Below are 23,034 nucleotides of genomic sequence, written 5' to 3' on the forward strand. Positions count from 1 at the left end.
CATTAGGTCAACTAAGCGTATGATTTAATAATCAAATTTATTAGGAGTTAGATAATGTCAGAAAAGCCTTACGAACCCCCTAAGGTTTGGACTTGGGACAGTGAAAGTGGTGGCAAATTTGCTAACATTAACCGCCCAATTTCAGGTGCTACATTTGAAAAAGCACTGCCTGTTGGTAAGCATCCACTGCAATTACATTCACTGGCAACACCTAATGGTGTGAAAGTGACGATTATGCTGGAAGAGTTACTTGCTGCTGGTGTTAAAGAAGCTGAATACGACGCTTACATGGTAAACATTATGGAAGGCGATCAATTTGGCTCAGGCTTTGTTGAGATCAATCCAAACTCTAAGATCCCTGCGCTTTATGACAACTCAGGTGAAACACCTGTTCCTGTGTTTGAATCTGGCGCAATATTAGTTTATTTAGCTGAAAAGTTTGGCGCTTTTATTCCTACCGAGCCATCGACAAGAGCCGAATGTTTTTCTTGGCTAATGTGGCAAATGGGTAGTGCGCCTTATTTAGGTGGTGGCTTTGGCCACTTCTATGCCTATGCACCAGAAAAATTTGAGTACCCAATTAATCGTTTTACTATGGAAGTGAAGCGCCAGCTTGATGTTTTAGATAAGCGCCTTGCTGACAATACTTACATATGTGGTGAAGAATACACGATTGCCGATATGGCGATTTGGCCTTGGTACGGTGTACTTGTGCAAGGTGGTTTATACGAAGCAGCTGAGTTTTTAGACGTGAACGCTTATCGCAACGTTGTGCGCTGGGCAAATCAAGTTGCTGAACGACCTGCTGTACAGCGTGGTCGTATGGTAAATCGCGCTTGGGGTGAACCTAACGAGCAATTACATGAGCGCCACGACGCCAGTGACTTTGAGTTGCGCACACAAGATATTATTGGTGAGCCTGAGTCAGAAGAAAACTCGTAGCACATTATCTTGCTATAAGTTAGCTGCAACGCTAAAAAGCAAAGCTAAACAAAAAGCCCCAAGCAATAGGGATTGCTTGGGGCTTTTTAATTACGACTGTCGTCAGTTGATTGGCTTATTTCAACTTACTGGCAAAAGTCTTTTTAAACTTCGCTAATTTCGGTGAAACCACAGCTTGGCAGTATTGGTTTTCTGGGTTCGCGTTAAAGTAACCTTGGTGGTACTCCTCGCCACTGTAAAACGGCATTTGCTCGTTCACTTCAGTAACCACAGGATCGGGCCAAATAGCGTCTTGATTAATCTCTTCAATAATGGCTTCTGCCGCCTGCTTTTGCGCATCGTTGTGGTAGAAAATCGCTGAACGGTATTGGCGACCAATATCATTACCTTGACGATTTAACTGCGTAGGGTCGTGCAACGCGAAGAAGATTTCTAAAATCTCGCGATAGCTAATAAGTTCAGGGTTAAAGGTCAGTTGCACCACTTCTGCGTGGTCAGTATTACCTTCGCAGACCGTTTTGTAATCGGCTGTTGCTTCCGTGCCGCCCATATAGCCAGACACAGCTTGCTCTATGCCAACCAGTTGATTGAAAGCTGCTTCAATGCACCAGAAGCAACCACCAGCTAATGTGGTTTGTTGAAAGTTTGTAGTCACGATAAACGTCCTAAACACCTAATGATAATGTTAAAGATACATCATAGATGTTTAGACGTCTAGATGTTTTTACTGGTTGTGACTATTAATCGCTTTTTGCGCTCAAGTTATAGGCAATATGCTGATGAAAGCGCACCGTGACCTCATCATGCTTAGGATCAAACGCCAGCGTTTGTGCCATTTGCTTAACCGCCATTTCGATTTGATTGAGAAACCTTGCATGGGCTAAATCAGTTTGATTGTCTTTGGTTGCGACAAACACGAGTTGGATATGATCCACTAAGTGTCGAGCATCCCACTTACTCATTAAACCGCAAGGGGATAGCTCAGGGTTGTAGCCGAGCATTTGCAATTCACCAACGCGTGAAACGGTTTCATGCTCGTTGCAACGAACAATTGGAATTAAGCCATTGGCGATAAGTGCACCATTGTTGAGATTAAAACGCTGCGCAGCGTTGGAAAAGGCGTCAGTAATTAGCGTATAAAATGGGTTATACGGATCGTCAGAAGACGGGTCGATATCAGCCAAATTCACTAAGTCAGATTTAACTGGAATGTTAATGGTTGCATAGGTCATTTGGCGTTGTGACGCGGGTAGCTCGACACTTTGGCTCGCATAACGAACGTTAATAGTTCTCAGCTTATGAGCTTTTGAGTCGGCACCCGATTTTTGTTTTTCGAATAAATCGTAGGTCAGGTGCTGGTGATCTCTTAATCTAAAATTCAAGCTGCCCAAGTTTAATGTTGCTTCAAATTCCAGTAGCAGTTGGCTGACTTTGGCATGAAAGCTAGCAGCATTAATTCGAATGTCGCTGCCAATTGCTAAAAACAGCAAGGTGATTTTTTCAGCGCGATAGCTGGCATCGTAAAACGACTTCTGCAATTGATGATAGCTAGGGTTGTAGTAAAACAAAATCTGCTGATTAGTTTGCCACTGATGCATTTCTTGAGAGTAACGAACTCGTGCTAGTTTATCGTTTGCAATAAATAGGGCATTAGTGATTTCGTAATGCTGACTCAATTCAAAAAGCTTGGCACTAAGCGTTTGATAAACAGATTCATACTCTCCCTCAACTTTGCTAGGTTGTGTTTGCAACGCTTCAATAAGGCGATCTGTTAAGGGAAACTCGGCAAGTAAATAATGGTTATCTCTGGCGTTAACTGGAATGTAGGCTTTTTGCGGTGCTGTTCGTTTACGAATAATTGACATCTATGGTCCCTTAACATGTTAATTCGTGAATTCGAGCCGAGTATAGAGAGTGCAGATGACACTTTTATTGCATGGTTAACCAGTTACTTTAGCGTTTATCGCCTTACGTTAGCGTCAATATAGGGGAGTGCGCTTAGGTGTGAATTTTTGATGACAAATTGCTGGCCGAGCTTGGTAATTAAATAGGTATATTACTCTGCTTAAGAAAGTGCGAAAATATTTACGCAAACAAACTCATCGCATTTAAACCAACTAATAACAATTAACCCAATGGATTACTCATCTTATGTTCGCTGATCAACAAGCACTGGTTGCTGCCATCAATCAAGTGATGCCATTTGGTAAATACGCTGGGCGTAAGTTATTGCAGTTACCCGAACCTTACTTGGTTTGGTTTAATAGCAAAGGCTTCCCAGAAGGGAAGTTAGGGGAACAGCTAGCGTTAGTATATGAAATCAAACTCAATGGTTTAGAAGCTATGTTGCAACCGCTGTTACAAGCCGACTAGCTAAGCTAATTGTCGAGCGGTAGCGTTGTAAATCGACCAGAGCTGATTGAGCCTCAGTTAGTTGATGCCGAGTTAATTGAGGCTTAGCTAGTTGAATCATTAAATAAACTGCTAGCTTGCGGCTTTATTGCCTAGTCAGCGTCGATATCGATTGATTCGGTAGTCGTTTCTTCATCACTGGCTTCGACTTTAGTACGGCCAAATAGTGTATGAAACTGCTTTGGTGATAACACTTTGTTTTGGTACTTAAGCCAAGCTTTTTCGACCTTATTTTCTGGGGCAAGCTTGCCTTGGCACACTTCAACAAAGCGTTGCTCCAACTCGGTTTCTGGAGTTTGAGAGCCATCAGCTAATGCTTTTAAGGCAACGCCGTGGTTTTCTAAAATTTGTACTTCAGCGAGCGTAAAGTCGCCACTTCTACCCATACCACGTGGGTAGTTTCTATCATCGTAAAATTTGCGGTTAGCCTTAAAGCTATCTTTTGGAATACTAGTTGCATTCATAACAAGACTCAAAAAATAAAAATAAAGATTACGAGCGTTTTTTATCGCAAGATTTGATAATTGGCAATGGCATTTTTATGAATTTGTTATCATTTGTGTTTAATTGTTGATGCTTTAATCACTCTTGTTTAGTGCGCGAACATTTAGCTTATTGTGTTGCTTTCCTACTTGTTAAATATTAACCGCATGTTTTCAAATAGCTTTTCAAGTTTAGCTAATTAATGATTCATTTACTTGTTCCTACTAGTTACATCAAATGACATTTTTATGAATTTTTTGTTATTGCATTCGGATTCGATTTGTTCTTAAATGAATCGTCAACTGTTCTTCAAGGTTGACCGCTTAATCAATTTATAGTCAATAAAACCACAATACTTTTAACAAGTTACGGAGACTGATCTATGAGAAGACAAAAACGAGATCGTTTGGATAGAGCGCATGCAAATGGTTATCAAGCCGGCCTTAGTGGCAAATCCCGAGACAATTGTCCTTACCAAAGTATCGAAGCCAAATCTGAATGGCTCGGCGGTTGGCGAGCGGCAATGAATGACCGCAATATGGGCTTATTTAAATAAGTCTTGCCTTAAGTTAATAATCTACATAGACAACAAAAGCTATTTAGTATTTAGATAGCACACTTATGAAAAACACACGTACGGAAACACGGAAACATAAGTACAGACAACAAAAATTTCCACATCATGCTATTTTCCAGCGTGATCATGACAGTAAGGATTCCGAAAAAAGCCGCTTAATGCGGCTTTTTTCATGTCTAGGGCGTGTTGATCTTTCAGGGTTGTTTTTACAGCAGTCTGTTTGGGTTTTATACAAGGCGGCACTTGTGTAGTGTAGTCATTCTCCATAAATAAGTGCCAACACAGTAGAAAATTCAAACAGACGCTGCCCTGCGGGTTCATCTAAACGCTTCCTGCTCATTGTTGCTCGCTTTTTACATAGAACGACTATACGACAAAGCGAGCGCCGCGATCAGAAAGCGTTTAGATTGAACAAAATTCAATCTCGAAAGGTCAACACGCCCTAGTCATTTAGATCTTTCTTCAGGACTATTGTTTGTGGCAAACAGGGCAGCTTGTTTGCGGGGCGAGAGTAAATTGCTGCCATTGCTGGCTTAGGCCATCAAACAACTGTAGCTGATTGACGTTCACCGGAAGGTTAGCGAGGTATTTTATTGCCGTTAGGCTTTGCATGCCCGCAACTATCGCCAGTACTGGCCCAAGTATGCCGAGGGTTTGGCAATTTTGATTGTTATCGGCTGCGTCGCTCGAAGAAGATGCAGGGAATAAGCACTGATAGCAAGCGCTTGATTGACGCGGATCTATCATCATGGTTTGGCCATCAAAGCCTGTTGCTGCACCGATCACAAGTGGTACGTTATAGTTGTAGCAAGCTTGATTAAGTAGGTAACGGGCGCTAAGGCTGTCGGTGCAATCAATCACTAAATCAACTTCAGGTAAATAACTTTCGGCGAGCTCTGAGTCAAACATCTCATCAACCGCTTCGATATCAATCAAGGGGTTTTGCTGCGAAAGTTTTTGCGCCGCTATTTCCGCTTTGTTTTCGCCGATGTCATCTGGGGTGTAGAGCACTTGTCGCTGTAAATTGGATGCTTCAATTTCATCGCCATCACAGAGCACTAAGTTACCAACTCCGGCACTGGCAAGATAAAGGCTCACTGGGCAACCCAACCCACCCATGCCGACAATCAACACCTTGGCGCGCTGTAGGGCAAGTTGCCCCTGTTCGCCAATTTGGCTTAGCATTATTTGACGACCGTAGCGGATATGCTCTTGTGCTGTTAACACCTTAATCTCCTTGATAAGCCAGTTGTTGTAAGGCACTTGCCTTAAATTGTAGATAAATCGGTTGATTAACCGCTAATGCCAGTTGCGACAATGAATAACTGGTAATAGCTGAAAAAAATTCCTGACCGCTGCAGTTCACCGTTAACAAGACTTGATGTTGATGAACTGATATATGCGTAATAATGCCGGACAGTTGATTAACGATAGAGCTATGATCTGGCGGTGAAGTGCAAACACTGATATCGCTGGCAAGAATACTACATACGCTGCTGCCTTGGTTAAAGATAATGCGGCCACTTAAGGTATATAGCTCTAGGCCATTTGGCGTGCGCAGTTGCACTAAACCATTGTCCCCTGCTAGACCGTTTTGCCCTGCTAAGTCTTTTTGTTCAGGCAAGTCCGTTTGTTCTACTTTTAATACCGTTTGCGGCACGATGCGTTGCTTTTGGGTTAGCTGGGCGACCACGCCTGAGATTTCGCCACGCTCGATAATTTGACCATTTTCCATAACATAAAGCTGCTCACACAAAAATTCGTGTTCACTCATATTGTGACTGACAAACAGCATGGGCATTTGGGTAGTGAGATGCAGCGACTTAATCAGTTGTAAAATTGCTAGTTTATTTTGCCTATCCAGTGCGGTAACTGGCTCATCTAATATTAGCAACTTAGGCTCTGCCAATATTGCCTGCACTAATGCAACTTTTTGTCGTTCACCACCTGAGAGGTAAGTGACTTTGCGATCAAGTAACAAGGTTAACCCAGCTTGCTCGATAATCTTGTCGGTATCGAGTGTTGGTGACGACAAGCGTTTACGGCCAAAAAGTAAATTGTCTCTCACGTTTAAGTGAGGGAATAAGCTGTCTTGTTGAAATACACCGACGATGCGCCGGTGCTTGCTCGCAACATTTAGTCGTTCTTTGGTTGCTAATAGCTTAGTGCCAGCCAGACTGATATCACCAATTGCAGGCGTGTTGAGGCCAGCAATGGTTTTTAGTAGCGTAGACTTACCCGCACCTGAATGGCCGAATAAGCCAACAATACCCGTTAGCGGTATGCGCTCTTCAACGGCCAAGGAGAAGTTTGCCAGCTGTGCCTTGATGTTAATTTCTAAATAACTCATTAACGCTGCCTTAGCCCATGCGAGCCTTCATTCGCATTGCGTTGGTCATGGTGAAAATTGAGTAAATAGATGAGCGCTAACGTAATTAATGAGCCAATTAGCAGTATTGAGGCCAGTAAATGTGCTTGTTGATAATCAAACGCTTCAACATGGTCGAATAATGCGATAGATAGCACCCTAGTTTCATCAGGAATATTGCCGCCGATCATCAGTACCACCCCAAACTCGCCCACGGTATGCGCAAAGCCTAAGGTTGCCGCCGTGATAAAGCTGGCTTTGGTCAGTGGTAAAATAACGTGGAAAAACAAGTCGAGCTTGGTCGCCCCTAACATACGTGCTTTGGCCAGTATATGCGGGTCAATTTGTTCAAACGCTTTTTGTAGTGGCTGAACAACAAAGGGCAGTGAATAAAATACTGAGCCGATAACAATTGCCGAAAAGCTAAAGGCTAGTTGCTGGCCAGTAAGCGACTGCCATAATTGGCCGGGCAGGGCATCTGGCGCAAAGGCAATAAGCAAGTAAAAACCTAAGACGGTTGGCGGAAGTACCAATGGCAAAGCAACCACAGCCTCAATCACCACTCGCCATTTGGATTGTAACTGACTTAACCACCATGCCAGCGGTGTGCCCAGCAATAATAAAATCAGGGTTGTGACACTTGCCAGTTTAAGTGTTGTGAAGGTGGCTAATAGGTCAAATTCAGTCATGGCGAGTGGCACTTGGTATATCTTGAGACAACTGCGCAGGGTTACTCAATGCATCAATCGGCAAATAGCCGAGTGAAGCGAGCTTTTCTTGTTGTTCAACTTGCGTAAAAAACGCAATCAGCTTACTCGATAGTGCAGGCTGTTTACTGGCAGAAAGTACACCTGCGTATTGGGTGAGCATCTCGGGACTTGTAAGGGTAACTTGCTGCACAGGCAACTGATGGGCGACTAGCTGACTAACCGCAACTAAGCCCCAATCGACGGCGCCAGAATGAGTTTGCTGAAAGGTTTGATTGACATTATTGCCGATAATCGCGCTTTTGCGATATTGCTGCCAAAGTTCATGCTCGGTTAGCCACGCTTGTGCCGCTTTGCCATAGGGGGCGGTGATAGGATTTGCAATGGCGATACGTTTAGCAACAAAGTCTTTGTTGATAATAGCTTGTGGCGTTAGAGCCGGATTTTTCGCCGCATAAATGGCGAGTTGCCCTATGGCATACGGAGCAAGCGTTGTTTGCTTGATAAAGCCGTTATCGGCCAATAGCTCTGGGTGTTGGCGATCAGCCGAAAAAAACAAATCAAATGGGGCGCCATGGCGAATTTGCTGGTAAAGCGCGCCGCTGGCACCGCTAATCCAATGGATTTTTAGGTTATATTGTTTTTCAAAAGGAGCGGATAATTGTTTTGCACTGGCCGCAAAATTACTGGCAACGGCTGCTCTGAGTACGATGTCAGACTGGGCGTAAGCACTGACGCTGAATGCTGCCAAGCTAAATAAGCCAAGCAAGTTAAACGAAAAAAAGCTAAACAAGCTAAGGCGAAGTTGCTTAAGGTTGTGCAGGTGAGCGAAAAAATCAGGCAAGTGACGCCAGCGCGAGCTTACATCGAGTTTGTTGAGAAAGGATTTAATGAACTTACTCGTTGACGTTAAAAACTGCTGCATTACCAAGTAATTGCTTTATCTTGATCACTTTGTCTGGCGTCTATCCAAACTTCGCCATCGGTTCGCGTTTCTTTTTTCCAAAACGGTGCTTCAATTTTGAGGTAGTCCATAATAAATTCGGCAGCGGCAAATGCATCACCACGATGTGCACTCGTGACGCCAACAAAAACAATATTATCGCCGAGATTCAGCTGGCCAACCCGATGAATAACCGTTACTTTATTGATCTGCCACTTGGCTCTGGCGCTATCAATGATGCGGTTAAGTGACAGTGCTGTCATTGCTGGGTAGTGCTCTAGAAACAAGCCTGTGACTCGATGACCTTCATTTTGCTTACGCACGCGGCCCGTAAACGTTACAACCGCGCCATCTGCTTGGTTGTTAGCTTGCAGTAATGTAATTTCATCACCGGCATTAAAATCAGCTTCGCTCACTCGTACTTTGGTGCTCATTGAGCTGGCGCTATTAAGGTCAGTTACAGTCAATGCTTAGCCTCCGGTCACCGGTGGAAAAAATGCGAGTTCATCACCAGCACTTACCACAGTATCTTTACTCACCATTTGTTGATTAAGCGCCGCTAAAATATTGTCGCTACTTAGAGGAGATTGCCAACTAGGGTGCTCTTCCATCAATTGCGTCAGCACTTGTTCTACAGTGGTGTTTTCGTTAACTGCGATTTGAACCGAAGCTTGACCAAGCTGCTCACGTAACCTCGCAAAAAATAATACGGTTAACATGCTTGTGTGCGCTCCCAGTGTCCGCTTTTACCACCTGATTTAGTGGTTACAGCGATACCTTCAATCACCATGTTAGGGTCAACGGCTTTACACATGTCGAACAAGGTTAAACAGGCAACTGACACCGCCGTTAGTGCTTCCATTTCAACACCAGTTTGGCCCGAAAGCTTGCATAGGCTAGTGACTTTAACTCGGTTGTGCTCAGGCTCGAGAGTAAAGTCAACTTGAACTTTTGTCAGCATCAGTGGATGGCAAAGCGGAATTAAATCGCCACACTTTTTCGCTGCCTGAATACCGGCAATACGCGCTACGGCGAACACGTCTCCTTTTTTATGTTTGCCTTCGGTTATCATGGCTAAAGTGTCTGCCGACATCTTGATATAGCCTTGTGCCGTGGCCTGACGCTGCGTAACCGCTTTGTCAGTAACATCAACCATGTTGGCTTCGCCTTGTGCATTCAAATGAGTTAGTGAATCACTCATCAATTAACCTCGGGTATGACAGTTAACATCAATATTTTTCAGGTGCGGTGCAAAGTTGCACGGCTTGTGGCTGGCATCAAGCTGCTCTGCCAATAACTTATCCCATGCGGTTTTACAGGCATTAGTTGAGCCGGGTACACAAAATACTGCGGTACCATTCGCCATACCAGCAAGGGCGCGAGATTGCACCGTAGAAGTGCCAATTTCACCTAATGAAATATGACGGAAGGTTTCGCCGAAACCTTCAATCTGTTTGTCAAATAATGGCATTAAGGCTTCAGGCGTATTGTCACGGGCGGTAAAGCCTGTGCCGCCAGTTGAAATAACCACTTGCACATCGTCACTGGCAATCCATTTCGAGACAATGGCGCGTAATTGATAAACATCGTCTTTCACTATCGCCTTTTCAGCCAGTGTATGGCCTGCTTGAGTTAAGCGCTCGACTAATGCAGCGCCTGAGGTATCTGTTTCTTCACTGCGGGTATCTGAAACGGTAAGTACAGCGATATTTAATGGAATAAATTCAGGTAAACTTGCTTTGGCCATTAATAACTCCTTAGTGGCGTCAACAGTTGCGACTGAGCTTGTTGCCAGTCATCAGGGGTATTGGTATTGGTTAATGTACTGGGCGTTAAGCACCTAATTGACTGATGTGGCATTTGTGCCAATAGCGCCTTAATCGAAGGCCCTTTCGCACTTTGACTTAGTTGAACTAAGTGCTGATTAAAAAACAATTCAGTATAGGCATTGTTTGGCAAATAAAGCGGTAGTGAGTGTTGTTCAAAATGTACCGCCTGCTTTAGCAGCTGCCCAGCCTGTTTTAACTGAGTTAATACTTGGGCGTTCATCAAGGGCAGGTCAACAGGAATAATTAATGCTGCCTGACAAGGTACTTGTGCAAATACGCTATAAATACCGCCCAGTGGCCCAAGTTGTGGCATTAGATCAGGTACGATATTGGCCTTGTTGTCGGTCTTGTTTATAGCTGAATCTGTGCTTAAGTTTTCCGATGACGCGCTAATCACCACGCGATCAACACCAGCATCAGCAAGCAGTTCTTGACTAAACGACAACATGGTTTGCGAACCCGCTTGCTGCGCGCGCATTAGCTGCGACTTATTTTTCCCCATGCGGCGTGACAAACCACCAGCGAGCACTATGCCAATGCAGCCATTTTGATGGTTATTCAAGTTTAGCCTCCTAACATCGACAAATGTTTAGTGGCACCGGTCAGCCGGTCTTGTAAAAAGTGGCTAGCCTTTTTATCACCCAGTAAGGCGGTAATTTCGGCTGCTATGCGTTCAATCTTTTCGTCACTGGCTTTAGCATCGTCTTGAGAATCTGGGGTTAACAAGTGACGTAATTCGTGCCCTTGCTCGGCAAACAAGCAAAGGTGAAGTTTGCCGAGCGAGCTAATTCTCAGGCGGTTACAACTCGCACAGAAGTCTTTGCTGTACGGCATGATAAGGCCAATTTTGCCAGCATAGTCTGGGTGGTAAAACTCTTGCGCTGGGCCTGCGGTTTTATCTCTTAACGCTGGTAGCCAGCCATTTTGCAGTAAATGACGCTTAATGGTGTCACCACTAACGTGCTGTTGATCGAAGAAGGTTGTGTTATCACCAGTTTGCATCAACTCGATAAAGCGCAATGAAACAGGTTTGTCTTTTACCCAAGCTAAAAAGCGTGACAGTTCATCTAAATTAAAACCGCGCATTAATACAGTATTTACCTTCACTGTTAATTGCGGCGCCGCAAGTGCTTGGTCAATGCCCTCTAAAATGGTGGCTAACTTGTTGTGGCCAGTAATTAGCTGAAACTGCTTGGCATCTAAACTATCAATACTGATATTGATAGCGTCTAAGCCAGCATCTAACCAGCTCGGCAAATGCTCAGGCAATTTATAACCATTAGTGGTAATGGCTACTTTTTTAATCCCTGAGGTATTTTTACAGGCACTGATAATTTCAGGTAAGTCTTTTCGCAAAGAGGGCTCACCGCCAGTAATACGAATTTTCTCGGTGCCTAAACGAGCGAAGGTTGCCGCCAGTGTTTTGATTTCGGGCAGGGTAAGAAAGTTGCGATCGTGATCGCACTGATAACCATCAGGTAAGCAATATTGGCAACGAAAGTTGCATACATCAGTAATTGAAAGGCGCAGGTAATAAAACCTGCGACCAAAAGCGTCTTGTAACATCTCACCTTTCCAAATGCGGGAGGCTAGCGCGTTTCCTTGCTAACCCTGGTGGTTTGACTTGTGGTCGCTGTATTGCGTTGCCACTCGTTAACCACGGCTTATCAGACTTATCTTTGTCGCTTGATGCAACAAATACTTAGCGCTGAAAAGCTCGGCGAACCAAATTGTTCCTTAAGCATAACAATTCACAGCTAGATTTCAAACTTGCATAAAACCCAGTATATTGAGCAGGCGCAAATTATTATAAGGTTTTGTCATGGCTGATTGTTTTAGTCAATCGGGGTTGTTGCCATTTGAGCAAGCGAAAACCCTCATATTAGAAAATGTTCCAACCCACAGCGATAGCGAAGAAATTCCCATTGAGCAGGCAATTGGTCGAGTTCTGGCCAGCCAAGTGCTGAGCCCCGTCAATGTGCCGCCTCATGATAATTCAGCGATGGATGGCTATGCCTTTGCTCAGGCAAGTGTTGAGCACACCAGTAGGTTAAGGTTGGTAGGCAAAGCGTTTGCGGGTGCACCCTTTCAAGGCCAAGTCGGCGCTGGTGAATGTGTTCGCATTATGACTGGTGCTAAATTGCCTTTAGGCTGTGACACGGTTGAAATGCAAGAAAATGTCGAGGTTCAAGACGAACAGCATGTGCTGCAACAAGCAACGAAGTACGGTCAGCACGTTAGAGCGACAGGTGAAGATATTCAGCAGCAGCAAGTATTGATGAACAAAGGACATCAGTTAACGAGCGCTGATATTGGAACCTTGGCTTCTATCGGTATTGCCTCCGTCACCGTTGTGAAACTGCTGACTATTGCGTTGATTGCGACAGGAGATGAGTTAAAACAGCCAGGTGAAGTGTTAACGGAAGGGGATATTTTTGAAAGTAATCGCTTCTTTTTGTCGGCGATGTTGAGCAAGCTACCAGTTAAGGTGATTGACTTTGGTGTTATCGCTGACGATAAAGAGAAACTGCGAGCAGCGTTTAATCAAGCTAACCAGCAAGCCGACGTAGTCATCTCAAGTGGCGGCGTTTCCGTGGGGGAGGCTGACTACACTAAACTGATTTTGGAAGAATTAGGCCAAGTAGGCTTTTGGAAAATTGCCATGAAGCCAGGCAAACCGTTTGCTTTTGGTAAGCTTGCTAACAGCACCTTCTTTGGCCTGCCGGGAAATCCAGTGTCAGCATTGGTCACTTTTTACCAGCTAGTTGTGCCTGCACTTTACCAAATGATGGCTGCCAAAATGCCACCGCGCGTAAAACTGCCGGCAGTAACAACTTCAGCACTGAGAAAAGCACAGGGGCGAATGGATTTTCAACGGGCGGTTTGGCAGTTAAATAGCGAAGGCCAACTTGAAGTGACAAGTACAGGCTCACAAGGCTCTGGCATCTTAACCAGCATTGCCAAAGCTAACTGCTTCATTTTGTTACCACAAGATCAAGGTCGAGTGGAGCAGGGCGAAATCGTGACGATAGAGTTGTTTGACGAGTTAATCTCATAATTAGCTACTTTCCTGAACAGTAATTTCTAGAGCGGCTCAGGTGTTACTAGCAGTGACTTAAGGATTAGTTTTATGAAATGATGTGCTCATTTATGAATGATTGTAATGAGCACACCGTTTTCTGAACTGAGGCATGAGATAGTCACTTATTCAATAAAGTTAACATTAATTTTATCCGCTTTGGCTACGTCGATAATTTCAACACCACCAATACTGTTTTGCAGGCGAGAGGCGGTTTTATAAGCACCGCGAGTTTCCGCAAAAGTAATAATATCGTCGCCATTACACATAACTTTCAACGCAACGTCATGTGTTGATAGATTGTAATCCTCCATTGCCACTTTCATTCGAATGGGTTTGTTGCTAGCCGCTGATTTACATACTTTGATCAATGCGCGCTCTACTTGTTTGTCCATTGCCATACTATTGCCGCTTACCAGCGCCAACGATATACCAGCAACAACGCCAGTGATGACAGTTTTAACCTTAGTTGTTTTGATTGGACTATTCATTGTTAATCTCCTTAATTTAGATGGCGTGCAAAGTGCTACTGAGCATCAATTAGCACGCTTGTTTAAAGTGCTGTTGTAGGTGTATTGCCAAGCACAAGTTAATAGTGGTGTTTTTTCATCGAAAAGTTGTTAATGAGTAGAGACTGGCTGTAAATATCTTTACCGTATAAAACAGGTTGTTCGTCGCTAAGTGATTAATAAATAGTCTCTTATTGAAAATGTGAATAATGATTTTTGAAAAATATAGTTACATTCAATACCGGTAACACGAGTCTATAGCCGACAAACGGCGACAAAAGTTTGGTGAAAAATTGGAATTGTGTTACTGTCGATCTATACAGTTTATTGTCTAATGTTTTGCTGCGTTATATAAGTGCAGTGTTCGGTAAATGAGGGAAACGCATGGCAGTTGAAAGTCGGTTTGTGGTAATTAGAGATGGCGTGGAGGTGCAGACGTTTATGGATAAGAAGGCCGCTGATGAATACGACAAAATGTTGGATATGGCAGATAACTTGTCTGCGATGCTCACCGATGCACCAATCGAATTGTCAGAGCAAGTAACTGAAGACCTTAGTATCTTTTTAGCGGAGCGACGCGAAGAAGTGCTCATTGCGCTGCAAGCGAAAAAGCCAAAGCCAGCACCAAAAACTGAAGCGCAGTCTGCGAGCGACAAAGAGCAAGCATCAAATAAAGTAAGTAAAAAAGATAAAGCGACTAACACTAGTAAAGCTGATAGTAGTGATGAAGAACAGCTTCCAGAAGCAAGTTAGTGACTGCAAACTTACAAACTGCATCTTCGGGTAGCCTGTCATATCAATTGATTTATAGTGACAAACGCAAAACAATAGGTCTACAAGTTAAGCACGGGCTTATCACAGTGCGTGCTCCCTCCTTTGTTGATAAGACTTTTGTTGAGCGATTTGTGGCCAGTAAAGCAAGCTGGCTTAGGGCAAAAGTTTCTCAACAGCACAATACAGAAAACCGCTTACCACGCTATCGGCTTATGGATGGTGGTCGTATGCTATTTATGGGCAAAGAGTTCGATATTACAGTGCAAACGGGTCGCAGAAGCAGTATTGACCTTGGTGATGAGGCTTTCTCTTTTAAACTGCCAGGCAGCTATTTTGCTTCAAGTGAAGATGAAATAAATAGTAAAGGCACACCTAGCAAGTTAACACTTCAGTTGGAAAAACAGCTTGATCAATGGCTCAAAGAACAGGCGTTAAAATACCTGCCTGAGCGGGTCAGATATTGGTCATCAATAACCAACTTACTTCCGCAAGAGGTTTTGATTAGGAAGTACAAATCCCGTTGGGGAAGTTGCACGAGTCGAGGCGTTGTCAGCTTAAATAGCCGACTAATGTTGTGCCCTGTCGAAGTTATTAACTATGTTATTATTCACGAGCTTTGCCACCTGGTTCATCTTAATCATTCCGCAAAATTCTGGCAGCTTGTAAACAGCCATTGCCCTGATGTGGAACAAGCTAAATCTTGGCTTAAACAAAACCAGCGAGAGTTCTATTTTTAATTTCAGTAGCATTCTATAAATAATTAGCGCTTGAACATTTGTTTGAGCTGCTTTTTCCAGATGCATTGAAGTTAAAGCTAATCAGCTTTCCTCTGCTTTGTAATAATTGCTTAAGTAACCTAGCGCTTTATTTTTTCAACTGTTTTTATATCTTTCTATATAAGCCTTTTCTTTGCACATAATCTGCCCCTGCGAATATTTTCGTATTTTTTTCATGAATGCGTAATTTTTATACGACTAAAGCGGTTATATATGAAAATTATTTGTTAATTGAGCGTTAAATTTAACGAACTATTTTCAAATTTTTGGATCAAACAATGCATAAGCAGTAAATCAGAGGTAAGAATGCACAAGTAGTAAGGTTGGGTTTATGAGGAAAGGTCATGAAATTAACAACGAACGTTGTCAAAATGGTACTGATATATTGTATATCAGCGATAATTTCGCTCTTGTTAATTAAGCTACTGTTGCCATTTTAAAGGCTTTTTTGCCACAGAATTAATTTTTTGTACCAACTGGTTTGGTGCAAGGTCTTTACTTATCTCTATATTTTTCGCCTTATTTATCTACCTGTTCCCATGTGTCTAAAAATCTTACAAATATTGTTGATATTCATTAACAATTTGAAAAATATGCGTTAGATTAGACTATTAAAATAATAATAACGAAAGGAAGTACCTCTTTATGAGTTCGTCGGTTCTTATTTGTGATGACTCGAATCTCGCGAGAAAACAAGTGCTAAGAAGTTTACCCTCGCAATGGGATGTAGATGTTCAACTTGCCAAGAATGGTCTTGAAGCATTGTCTGTGTTACGCACTGCCAATATTGATGTCATGTTTCTTGATCTAACCATGCCTGAATTAGATGGCGTCGGTGTGCTTGAAGCACTTCAACAAGAAAATATAAGCCTGCCTGTATTTGTTATTTCTGCAGATATTCAACCTGAAATGCAAAATAAAGTGTTAGAACTAGGTGCAAAGGCTTTTTTGCGTAAGCCTATTAATGCCGATACCTTAGCCTCGACTTTGCAAGATTTTGGAATTCTGTAATGGCGTATGAATTAACTGAAGATCAACAAGATTGCTTGCAAGAGTTGATCAATGTTGCCATGGGTCAGGCAAGCGATCAGCTCGCTCGCTATTTAGACTCCTTCGTCTACTTAACCGTGCCTAATATTGCCTTGGTCAATGGTCAAAAGTTGAGTGATGACCTTGTTGCTAACGAAGCATCTATGGCTGTTGTGAGCCAAGGCTTTTTTGGTTATGAGGGGATTCGTGGCGAAGCCTTACTGGTCTATCAACACAAAGATTCGGATCGTATCGGTGATTTGCTGGGCTACGAGCCAGATGAATTGTCAGTTGAAGAGCAGTTAATCGATATTAGCTCAATTTTAACAACCACTTTTTTGAATGTATTTGCTAGCCAAATAGAAAATCAGCTTTCATACAGTGCACCAAAATTACTAGCAGATAGTAAAGGTACCTTATCGGCTCATTTAACTCAGCTTTCGTTTGATTGGGATACGGCATTAACGGTAAATATTAATTATCAGGTGACCGACTACTCGTTCAATTGTGAAATGATTTTGTTAATTCCAGAAGCTGCGATCGATAACATTAAAACCGTTATTGATAGGATCTTGGCAGACTTTTAATGAGTGAGGGGATGATGGACAGCCAAATAATTGATCAATTAAATTCTGGTGTTTTACTGGTCGATCTGAACTTTAAACTCGTTCATTGGAACCGCTTCCTCGCTGTTCATGTTAATAAGCCTTTTAATGACGTTGCTGGGCAATCAATATTTGATGTCTTTCCAGAGTTACCTAAACGTTGGTTAGAGCGCAAGCTAAATAGCGTTATTCAACTTGGCACACCAAGCTTTTGCGGTTGGGAGCAACGACACCACTTATTTGAATTACCTCACACTCGGCCAATCTCCACAGACAGCGAGTTTATGGCACAAAACTGTACGTTCTTGCCTTACCTTGAGCAGCAGCAGTTGGCAGGCGTTTATATCTTAATTGAAGATGTCACCGATGTATGCCATTACCAGTCAATGCTAAAAGCCACGATGCAAGAGCTAGAGCTAGCGACTCGAATTGATGGCCTAACTAAAGTTTACAATCGCAAGTTTTGGGAAGAGTCACTTACTCATGAGTTTTCGCGTGCCAAGCGTTATGCTTGTGACATGAGTTTGTTGATGTTTGACCTTGATCATTTCAAGTCCATTAATGATAACTATGGTCATCAATGTGGCGATCTTGTTCTTGTCGAAGCTGCTCAAAGAGTTAACTCGCTATTGCGCGATGCTGATATTTTAGGTCGCTATGGTGGCGAAGAGTTCGCTGTTATTTTAACGGAAACTGCGCAGTTCGGTGCGGTTGAAGTCGCCGAGCGAATTAAGAAATCGCTCACTGCAACTCCCGTAGTCTTTAATGGCAAAGAGATTTACTTTTCTGCGAGCATTGGCATTGCTTCATTTAACTCTGAGCAAACCAGTCATGAGACGCTAATTGCTGAAGCTGATGCCGCTTTATATCGGGCGAAATCGTCAGGGCGAAATAAAATCTGCCTCTCTCCAACACTTTATAAGTGTTCTTAAAACCAAAAACGTTAAACCATCACAAAATGGCTGCAGAAATTGGCATCAAGCTGTTTTGCCTAGTTATGCACAAAAGCTATTGGTTTATTCATAATTAATGGGTTTTATTCAGTGTTTTAGAGTTGACATTCTAAAATGACAGTGGCATGTTAAGCCCATGCTTAAAATTCAAAACCACATCATTACCATTATTACCACTACCACCCTCGAGGGTTGGTGGTCATTGGCTGACGTGTAAATAAAATAGATTTTTACAAAGCCCGTGACCTAACAAGGTCACGGGCTTTTTTGTTTTTAGAGGAAGAAAAAATGCGGGTATTAAAGTTTGGTGGGTCATCACTGGCATCAGCGGAACGATTTAAAGCAGTTGCCGATATCATTCTTGCCAAAGAAAAAGAGTCTAGCGTTGCCGTTGTGGTATCTGCGCCACAAGGTGTTACAAACCACTTGGTTGCTATGGCTGAAAATATTGGCGATGAAGCCAAAATGCAGCAAGATTTATCGCATTTCAAGCAAGCCATTGAAACCATCATCACTGACTTAAGTGCTAGCATTCCTTCTTTTGATAAGCACCATGCCGAGCAAGCGTTAACTGATTGGGAGCATCAATTAACGCGCTTGATGCAAGGGGCACATTTACTTGAGTTTTGTCCGGATCATGTCCGAGCACGCATCATCTCAACGGGTGAGCGACTAAGCGTTGCTATTTTATCGTCAGTGATCGCCGCACATGGAAAAGAGGCCGTAGCTTTAGCACCTGAGCAATTCTTAGCTACTAATGATGTATCGCTGAATGCGGTTGCTGATCTCGTGTTATGTAAAGAGAAGTTTAGTCTTGCTTATCCTTCACTATCGGGCATTAGCATTATGCCTGGCTTTATCGGTGTAAATAGCAAAGCTGAAGTGACTACGCTCGGTCGCAATGGCTCTGACTATTCAGCCGCGGTATTAGCCGTTTGTGCGCAAGCAGAATGCTGTGAAATATGGACAGATGTAGACGGTGTTTATAATGCTGACCCGCGTATTATTAAAGACGCAAAACTATTGGATTACCTCTCGTACCAAGAAGCAATGGAGCTTTCCTACTTTGGTGCGAAAGTGCTGCACCCAAAAACTATTGGCCCAATCGCGCAATTTCACATTCCTTGCCTAATCAAAAACACCGGCAACCCGTCAGCACCGGGTACTCGCATTGCTAATGAAACTGACGACAAGCAGCAAGTAAAAGCGATATCTAACCTAGATAACCTGACCATGGTTAACGTGTCTGGCCCTGGCATGAAAGGCATGGTAGGTATGGCTAGCCGCGTATTTGCAGCGATTAGCCGCGAACAAATTTCTATGGTGATGATTAGTCAGTCATCAAGCGAATACTGTATCAGTTTTTGTATTCATACTGCTGACACGTTCCGCGCCGAACAAAGTTTAAAGCAAGAGTTTGAGCTGGAGCTATTAAACGGTTTATTAGAGCCAATCGAACTACAAAGTAATTTATCTATTGTTTCGCTCGTTGGTGATGGTATGCACCATCAACGCGGTGTGGCGGCTAAATTATTCTCATCATTAGCACAAGCACGCGTGAATGTTGTGGCGATTGCGCAAGACTCTTCTGAGCGCAGTATCTCAGTGGTGATTGAACAGCGTAAATGTACTGACGCACTTAAAGTGTGTCACCAAAACTTCTTCTCACATCGTTTAACCATTGATGCTTTTGTTGTTGGTTGTGGCGTTGTTGGTAGTGAACTGCTAGGTCAAATTGCTAAGCAGCAAGCGAGTCTTAAAGCGCAGCAAATCGAACTAAAAGTATATGGCCTAGCAAACTCAAAAGGTATGCTATTTAATGAAGGTGGTATCGACTTAGCTAATTGGCAGCAAACACTAGCCGATGCCGATGAGCAGCAACGAGAGCCGCTGACGGTTGATAACTTAAAAGCTTTTGCCCGTGATAACCATTTAATCAACCCAGTATTAGTGGATGTTACCTCGAATGAAGCGCTAGCGCTGCAATACGCAGATTATTTGGCAGAAGGCTTCCATGTTGTTACACCAAACAAAAAGGCTAATACTGACTCTTGGCAATACTACGGCAAGTTACGTGAAGCGGGGCAAAGCACTAATCGCCGATTCTTATACGAAACAACTGTCGGTGCTGGCTTACCTGTGATTGATACCCTACAAAACCTGATTAAAGCGGGTGATGAACTGGTGCGATTTGAAGGGATTTTATCTGGTTCATTATCATACATCTTCGGTAAGCTGGAAGAGGGCATGTCACTGTCTGAGGCGACGGCGATTGCCAAAGAAAATGGCTTTACTGAGCCTGATCCGCGTGATGATTTAAGCGGTATGGATGTTGCGCGTAAACTATTAATTATGGCGCGTGAAGCGGGCATGCCATTAGAGCTAAAAGATATTCAAGTAGACTCTGTGTTACCGAATAACTTTGACGCGAGTGGCGATGTCAGCGAGTTTATGAATAACTTAAATGCACTTGACGGTGAAGTGGCTGAGCAAGTGGCGAAAGCCCAAGCAGAAGGAAAAGTGCTACGCTATATCGGTACCATTAACGAAGGTAAATGCCGTGTGGCTATTCAAGCGGTCGCTGCTGACCATCCGCTTTACGTGATTAAAGACGGCGAAAATGCATTAGCAATTCACTCTCGCTACTATCAACCACTGCCATTTGTACTACGTGGTTATGGTGCTGGTGCTGCTGTCACTGCAGCTGGTGTTTTTGGTGACTTACTGCGCACGCTAGCATGGGAGCAACAACACTAATGGCAGTTTCAGTTTTTGCCCCTGCTTCAATCGGCAATGTCACGGTTGGCTTTGATGTTTTAGGCCTTGCTGTGCAACCGGTTGATGGTAGCTTGTTAGGCGATGTGGTCAGTGTCGAAGCCAGTGATAGTGACTGCCTTGATGTCATTGGCAATTTCGCCAATAAATTACCGAGCGAGCCAAGCGATAATATCGTTTGGCACTGCTTGCAGCTATTTAACCAAGCCTTGGTTGAACAACATAAGCCTGAACAAAAGGCTGAGCAAGGTCATGCAATTCAGTCTGTTAGGTTAACGCTTGATAAAAAAATGCCAGTTGGCAGTGGTTTAGGTTCAAGCGCGTGCTCAGTTGTCGCCGCGCTTGAAGCGCTTAATGCGTTCTATGACAAACCGTTTTCGCCTGAGCAGATGTTAGCCATGATGGGACAAATGGAAGCGCAAATTAGCGGCAGCCTACACTACGATAATGTTGCGCCTTGTTACTTTGGCGGTTTACAGTTAATGATTGCCGATCCCACTATAATTACGCGCACTTTACCAAGCTTTGAAGATTGCTATTTTGTGATGGCATATCCAGGTATTGAAGTCTCGACTAAAGCCGCACGTGAAGTACTGCCTAATGAGTACTCAAAAGCCGATGCTATTGCCTTTGGGCAAACCTTAGCAGGCTTTGTTGACGCCTGTTACCGACAAGACAAACAACAAGCTTTCGGTCATTTTAAAGATGTACTGGCTGAGCCATATCGTGAAAGTTTATTGCCGGGCTTTGTTGAAGCGAAAGCTCATTTGCAATCGGCAGGTTGTTTAGCCGTTGGCATATCTGGCTCGGGTCCAACATTATTTGCTGTAACCGACGACAAAACACTGGCTGACAACGCAGCTACTTGGCTGCAAGAAAATTACTTATCAACAGAATTAGGTTTTGTGCATGTCTGCAAAGCCGACACACAGGGCGCTCGCTGCCTGTAAATGGAAGGAAGTTAACGTGAAGTTTTATAATTTAAAAGAAAATGAAGAGCAAGTTAGTTTTGCTCAAGCAGTTAAACAAGGTTTAGGCAAAAATCAGGGCTTATTCTTTCCTGAAGATATTCCGGCGCTCGACAATGTTGATGAGCTATTGGCAATGTCGTTGGTTGAGCGCAGCGTGCATGTATTAGCCCCCTTTGTCGAGGGCGATTTAACCAAAGGTGAACTGGCGGAAATTGTCACCAATGCCTTTAACTTTCCTGCGCAAATTCAGCCGATCAGCGAGCAACGTTCAGTATTGGAATTATTCCATGGTCCAACGCTAGCCTTTAAAGACTTTGGCGCCCGCTTTATGGCGCAGTGTCTACAAAAATTCACTAATGGTCAAAAGATCACAATTTTAACGGCAACTTCCGGCGATACGGGCGCGGCTGTTGCTCATGCATTTCATGGCCTAGAGAATATCCGCGTGGTGATCTTATACCCGAAAGGTAAGATCAGCTTACTGCAAGAGAAAATGTTCACAACCCTTGGCGGCAATATTGAAACGATTGCCATTGAAGGCAGCTTTGATGATTGTCAGGCACTTGTTAAGCAGTCATTTGACGATAAGGAGCTAGCACAAGCAATTGGCCTAAATTCAGCTAACTCAATTAATATCAGTCGCTTACTCGCGCAAGTATGTTACTACTTTGAAGCGGTGGCTCAGTTAAAACGCCAAAATAGCCAGCTAGACGATATCGTCTTTTCTGTGCCAAGTGGTAACTTCGGTAACTTAACGGCGGGTTTATTTGCTAAAGCGATGGGCTTGCCAATTAAACGCTTTGTTGCTGCAACTAATGCCAACGATACTGTGCCACGTTATTTAGCAACCGGCGAGTGGGCGCCAAAAGCCACGGTAGCGACTATTTCTAATGCGATGGATGTTAGTAACCCGAATAACTGGCCGCGTGTTGAGCATATGCTAAAAGCGGGCATAGTAGACGAATGTGTGAGCTCAATTTCTGTTGATGAAGAGCAGACCCAATCAACTATGTTGCAACTGAATAAATTAGGCTATATCAGTGAGCCGCATGCGGCAGTTGCTTACAAAGCGCTTGGTCACTGTGAAGACAATGAGTTTGGTGTGTTCTTAGGTACTGCGCATCCAGCTAAGTTTAAAGATGTAGTGGAAAGTACTTTGGGGCAGCCAATTGCGCTGCCAAAAGAATTAGCCGATTGCGCTGGTGAAAAGATTTTATCGGTGGATATGAATGCTGATTTTGCTGGTTTAAGAGCTTACTTGCTTAAGTAAGCTCATTAAGAAAAGGCATTTGAGCTTAAGTA

Annotated in this window: 26 protein-coding genes and 1 riboswitch; of the genes, 12 read left to right on the forward strand and 14 right to left on the reverse strand. The window is 43.4% G+C overall.

Going from position 1 to position 23,034, the window contains the following annotated elements; translation table 11 throughout:
* Positions 1 to 54: 54 nt before the first annotated feature.
* Positions 55 to 942, forward strand: coding sequence for a glutathione-dependent disulfide-bond oxidoreductase (yghU, locus tag ACSLUR_RS02760; RefSeq protein ID WP_448551585.1), 888 nt, complete (start codon positions 55 to 57; stop codon positions 940 to 942).
* 115 nt (positions 943 to 1,057) lie between these two features.
* Here the strand turns inward: yghU and msrA are convergent, their stop codons facing one another.
* Both msrA and ACSLUR_RS02770 read right to left on the reverse strand, forming a co-directional pair.
* Complete coding sequence (gene msrA, locus ACSLUR_RS02765) at positions 1,058 to 1,597, reverse strand: peptide-methionine (S)-S-oxide reductase MsrA (protein WP_115999224.1); 540 nt, start codon at positions 1,595 to 1,597, stop codon at positions 1,058 to 1,060.
* Positions 1,598 to 1,682: 85 nt separating this feature from the next.
* Positions 1,683 to 2,807, reverse strand: a complete 1,125-nt coding sequence (locus ACSLUR_RS02770; protein ID WP_448551587.1) for a DUF3083 family protein — start codon at positions 2,805 to 2,807, stop codon at positions 1,683 to 1,685.
* Between the two features lie 286 nt (positions 2,808 to 3,093).
* Between ACSLUR_RS02770 and ACSLUR_RS02775 the strand changes: the two genes are divergently transcribed.
* Positions 3,094 to 3,315 (forward strand): DUF3820 family protein, encoded by a 222-nt coding sequence (locus tag ACSLUR_RS02775; RefSeq protein ID WP_448551589.1) that lies wholly within the window; start codon positions 3,094 to 3,096, stop codon positions 3,313 to 3,315.
* Positions 3,316 to 3,446: 131 nt separating this feature from the next.
* On the opposite strand, the gene maoP is transcribed toward ACSLUR_RS02775, so the two are convergent.
* On the reverse strand, positions 3,447 to 3,818 hold the full coding sequence (gene maoP / locus ACSLUR_RS02780) for a MaoP family protein (protein ID WP_448551592.1): 372 nt from the start codon (positions 3,816 to 3,818) through the stop codon (positions 3,447 to 3,449).
* A 401-nt stretch (positions 3,819 to 4,219) separates the two neighbouring features.
* Here maoP and rmf point away from each other — a divergent pair, with 401 nt between their 5' ends.
* The gene (gene rmf, locus ACSLUR_RS02785) at positions 4,220 to 4,393 is read left to right on the forward strand and encodes a ribosome modulation factor (protein ID WP_115999228.1); all 174 of its coding nucleotides are present in this window, start codon (positions 4,220 to 4,222) and stop codon (positions 4,391 to 4,393) included.
* Positions 4,394 to 4,882: 489 nt separating this feature from the next.
* Here rmf and ACSLUR_RS02790 read toward each other — a convergent pair whose 3' ends face one another.
* The 10 genes from ACSLUR_RS02790 to moaA all read right to left on the reverse strand — a co-directional run bounded on the left by ACSLUR_RS02790 (position 4,883) and on the right by moaA (position 11,827).
* Entirely contained in the window at positions 4,883 to 5,641 is a 759-nt protein-coding gene (locus tag ACSLUR_RS02790; protein ID WP_448551594.1) for a HesA/MoeB/ThiF family protein, read from the reverse strand.
* 1 nt (position 5,642) lies between these two features.
* Entirely contained in the window at positions 5,643 to 6,764 is a 1,122-nt protein-coding gene (locus tag ACSLUR_RS02795) for a molybdenum ABC transporter ATP-binding protein (protein ID WP_448551596.1), read from the reverse strand.
* The gene (gene modB, locus ACSLUR_RS02800) at positions 6,764 to 7,471 is read right to left on the reverse strand and encodes a molybdate ABC transporter permease subunit (RefSeq protein ID WP_448551598.1); all 708 of its coding nucleotides are present in this window, start codon (positions 7,469 to 7,471) and stop codon (positions 6,764 to 6,766) included. The genes ACSLUR_RS02795 and modB overlap by 1 nt, the downstream gene beginning before the upstream one ends.
* Positions 7,464 to 8,414, reverse strand: coding sequence for a molybdate ABC transporter substrate-binding protein (gene modA, locus ACSLUR_RS02805; protein WP_448551601.1), 951 nt, complete (start codon positions 8,412 to 8,414; stop codon positions 7,464 to 7,466). The genes modB and modA overlap by 8 nt, the downstream gene beginning before the upstream one ends.
* Positions 8,414 to 8,866, reverse strand: a complete 453-nt coding sequence (gene moaE / locus ACSLUR_RS02810; RefSeq protein ID WP_448551603.1) for a molybdopterin synthase catalytic subunit MoaE — start codon at positions 8,864 to 8,866, stop codon at positions 8,414 to 8,416. Before moaE ends, modA begins: the two co-directional genes overlap by 1 nt.
* 36 nt (positions 8,867 to 8,902) lie before the next feature.
* The gene (gene moaD, locus ACSLUR_RS02815; RefSeq protein WP_448551605.1) at positions 8,903 to 9,151 is read right to left on the reverse strand and encodes a molybdopterin converting factor subunit 1; all 249 of its coding nucleotides are present in this window, start codon (positions 9,149 to 9,151) and stop codon (positions 8,903 to 8,905) included.
* Complete coding sequence (moaC, locus tag ACSLUR_RS02820) at positions 9,145 to 9,633, reverse strand: cyclic pyranopterin monophosphate synthase MoaC (RefSeq protein ID WP_448551607.1); 489 nt, start codon at positions 9,631 to 9,633, stop codon at positions 9,145 to 9,147. The genes moaD and moaC overlap by 7 nt, the downstream gene beginning before the upstream one ends.
* 3 nt (positions 9,634 to 9,636) lie before the next feature.
* A complete protein-coding gene (moaB, locus tag ACSLUR_RS02825) occupies positions 9,637 to 10,179 on the reverse strand; it encodes a molybdenum cofactor biosynthesis protein B (protein ID WP_448551609.1) in 543 nt (180 codons plus the stop codon).
* On the reverse strand, positions 10,179 to 10,823 hold the full coding sequence (locus tag ACSLUR_RS02830) for a molybdenum cofactor guanylyltransferase (RefSeq protein WP_448551611.1): 645 nt from the start codon (positions 10,821 to 10,823) through the stop codon (positions 10,179 to 10,181). The genes moaB and ACSLUR_RS02830 overlap by 1 nt, the downstream gene beginning before the upstream one ends.
* Positions 10,824 to 10,825: 2 nt before the next feature.
* On the reverse strand, positions 10,826 to 11,827 hold the full coding sequence (gene moaA / locus ACSLUR_RS02835) for a GTP 3',8-cyclase MoaA (RefSeq protein WP_448551613.1): 1,002 nt from the start codon (positions 11,825 to 11,827) through the stop codon (positions 10,826 to 10,828).
* A riboswitch (molybdenum cofactor riboswitch) is annotated at positions 11,814 to 11,996 on the reverse strand. (Overlaps the previous gene by 14 nt.)
* An 87-nt stretch (positions 11,997 to 12,083) precedes the next feature.
* On the opposite strand from moaA, the gene moeA reads away from it, so the two are divergent.
* Positions 12,084 to 13,319 carry a molybdopterin molybdotransferase MoeA gene (moeA, locus tag ACSLUR_RS02840; protein ID WP_448551615.1) on the forward strand — a complete coding sequence of 412 codons (1,236 nt, stop codon included), beginning with the start codon at positions 12,084 to 12,086 and terminating at the stop codon, positions 13,317 to 13,319.
* A gap of 146 nt (positions 13,320 to 13,465) precedes the next feature.
* Here moeA and ACSLUR_RS02845 read toward each other — a convergent pair whose 3' ends face one another.
* The gene (locus ACSLUR_RS02845; protein ID WP_448551617.1) at positions 13,466 to 13,831 is read right to left on the reverse strand and encodes a DUF3718 domain-containing protein; all 366 of its coding nucleotides are present in this window, start codon (positions 13,829 to 13,831) and stop codon (positions 13,466 to 13,468) included.
* 402 nt (positions 13,832 to 14,233) lie between these two features.
* Here ACSLUR_RS02845 and ACSLUR_RS02850 point away from each other — a divergent pair, with 402 nt between their 5' ends.
* The 8 genes from ACSLUR_RS02850 (at position 14,234) to thrC (ending at position 23,002) form a co-directional block, all read left to right on the forward strand.
* On the forward strand, positions 14,234 to 14,602 hold the full coding sequence (locus ACSLUR_RS02850) for a YebG family protein (RefSeq protein ID WP_448551619.1): 369 nt from the start codon (positions 14,234 to 14,236) through the stop codon (positions 14,600 to 14,602).
* Positions 14,602 to 15,360, forward strand: a complete 759-nt coding sequence (locus ACSLUR_RS02855; protein WP_448551621.1) for a M48 family metallopeptidase — start codon at positions 14,602 to 14,604, stop codon at positions 15,358 to 15,360. Before ACSLUR_RS02850 ends, ACSLUR_RS02855 begins: the two co-directional genes overlap by 1 nt.
* Positions 15,361 to 16,044: 684 nt before the next feature.
* Positions 16,045 to 16,410, forward strand: coding sequence for a response regulator (locus ACSLUR_RS02860; RefSeq protein ID WP_116014819.1), 366 nt, complete (start codon positions 16,045 to 16,047; stop codon positions 16,408 to 16,410).
* Entirely contained in the window at positions 16,410 to 17,015 is a 606-nt protein-coding gene (locus tag ACSLUR_RS02865; protein ID WP_115999242.1) for a chemotaxis protein, read from the forward strand. Before ACSLUR_RS02860 ends, ACSLUR_RS02865 begins: the two co-directional genes overlap by 1 nt.
* Positions 17,015 to 17,965 carry a GGDEF domain-containing protein gene (locus ACSLUR_RS02870; protein WP_448551624.1) on the forward strand — a complete coding sequence of 317 codons (951 nt, stop codon included), beginning with the start codon at positions 17,015 to 17,017 and terminating at the stop codon, positions 17,963 to 17,965. Before ACSLUR_RS02865 ends, ACSLUR_RS02870 begins: the two co-directional genes overlap by 1 nt.
* 309 nt (positions 17,966 to 18,274) lie before the next feature.
* Entirely contained in the window at positions 18,275 to 20,743 is a 2,469-nt protein-coding gene (gene thrA, locus ACSLUR_RS02875; protein ID WP_448551626.1) for a bifunctional aspartate kinase/homoserine dehydrogenase I, read from the forward strand.
* The gene (gene thrB, locus ACSLUR_RS02880; RefSeq protein ID WP_448551628.1) at positions 20,743 to 21,711 is read left to right on the forward strand and encodes a homoserine kinase; all 969 of its coding nucleotides are present in this window, start codon (positions 20,743 to 20,745) and stop codon (positions 21,709 to 21,711) included. The genes thrA and thrB overlap by 1 nt, the downstream gene beginning before the upstream one ends.
* A gap of 16 nt (positions 21,712 to 21,727) precedes the next feature.
* Complete coding sequence (gene thrC, locus ACSLUR_RS02885) at positions 21,728 to 23,002, forward strand: threonine synthase (protein WP_448551630.1); 1,275 nt, start codon at positions 21,728 to 21,730, stop codon at positions 23,000 to 23,002.
* Positions 23,003 to 23,034: the final 32 nt, after the last annotated feature.

This window comes from Thalassotalea montiporae, from assembly GCF_053485855.1.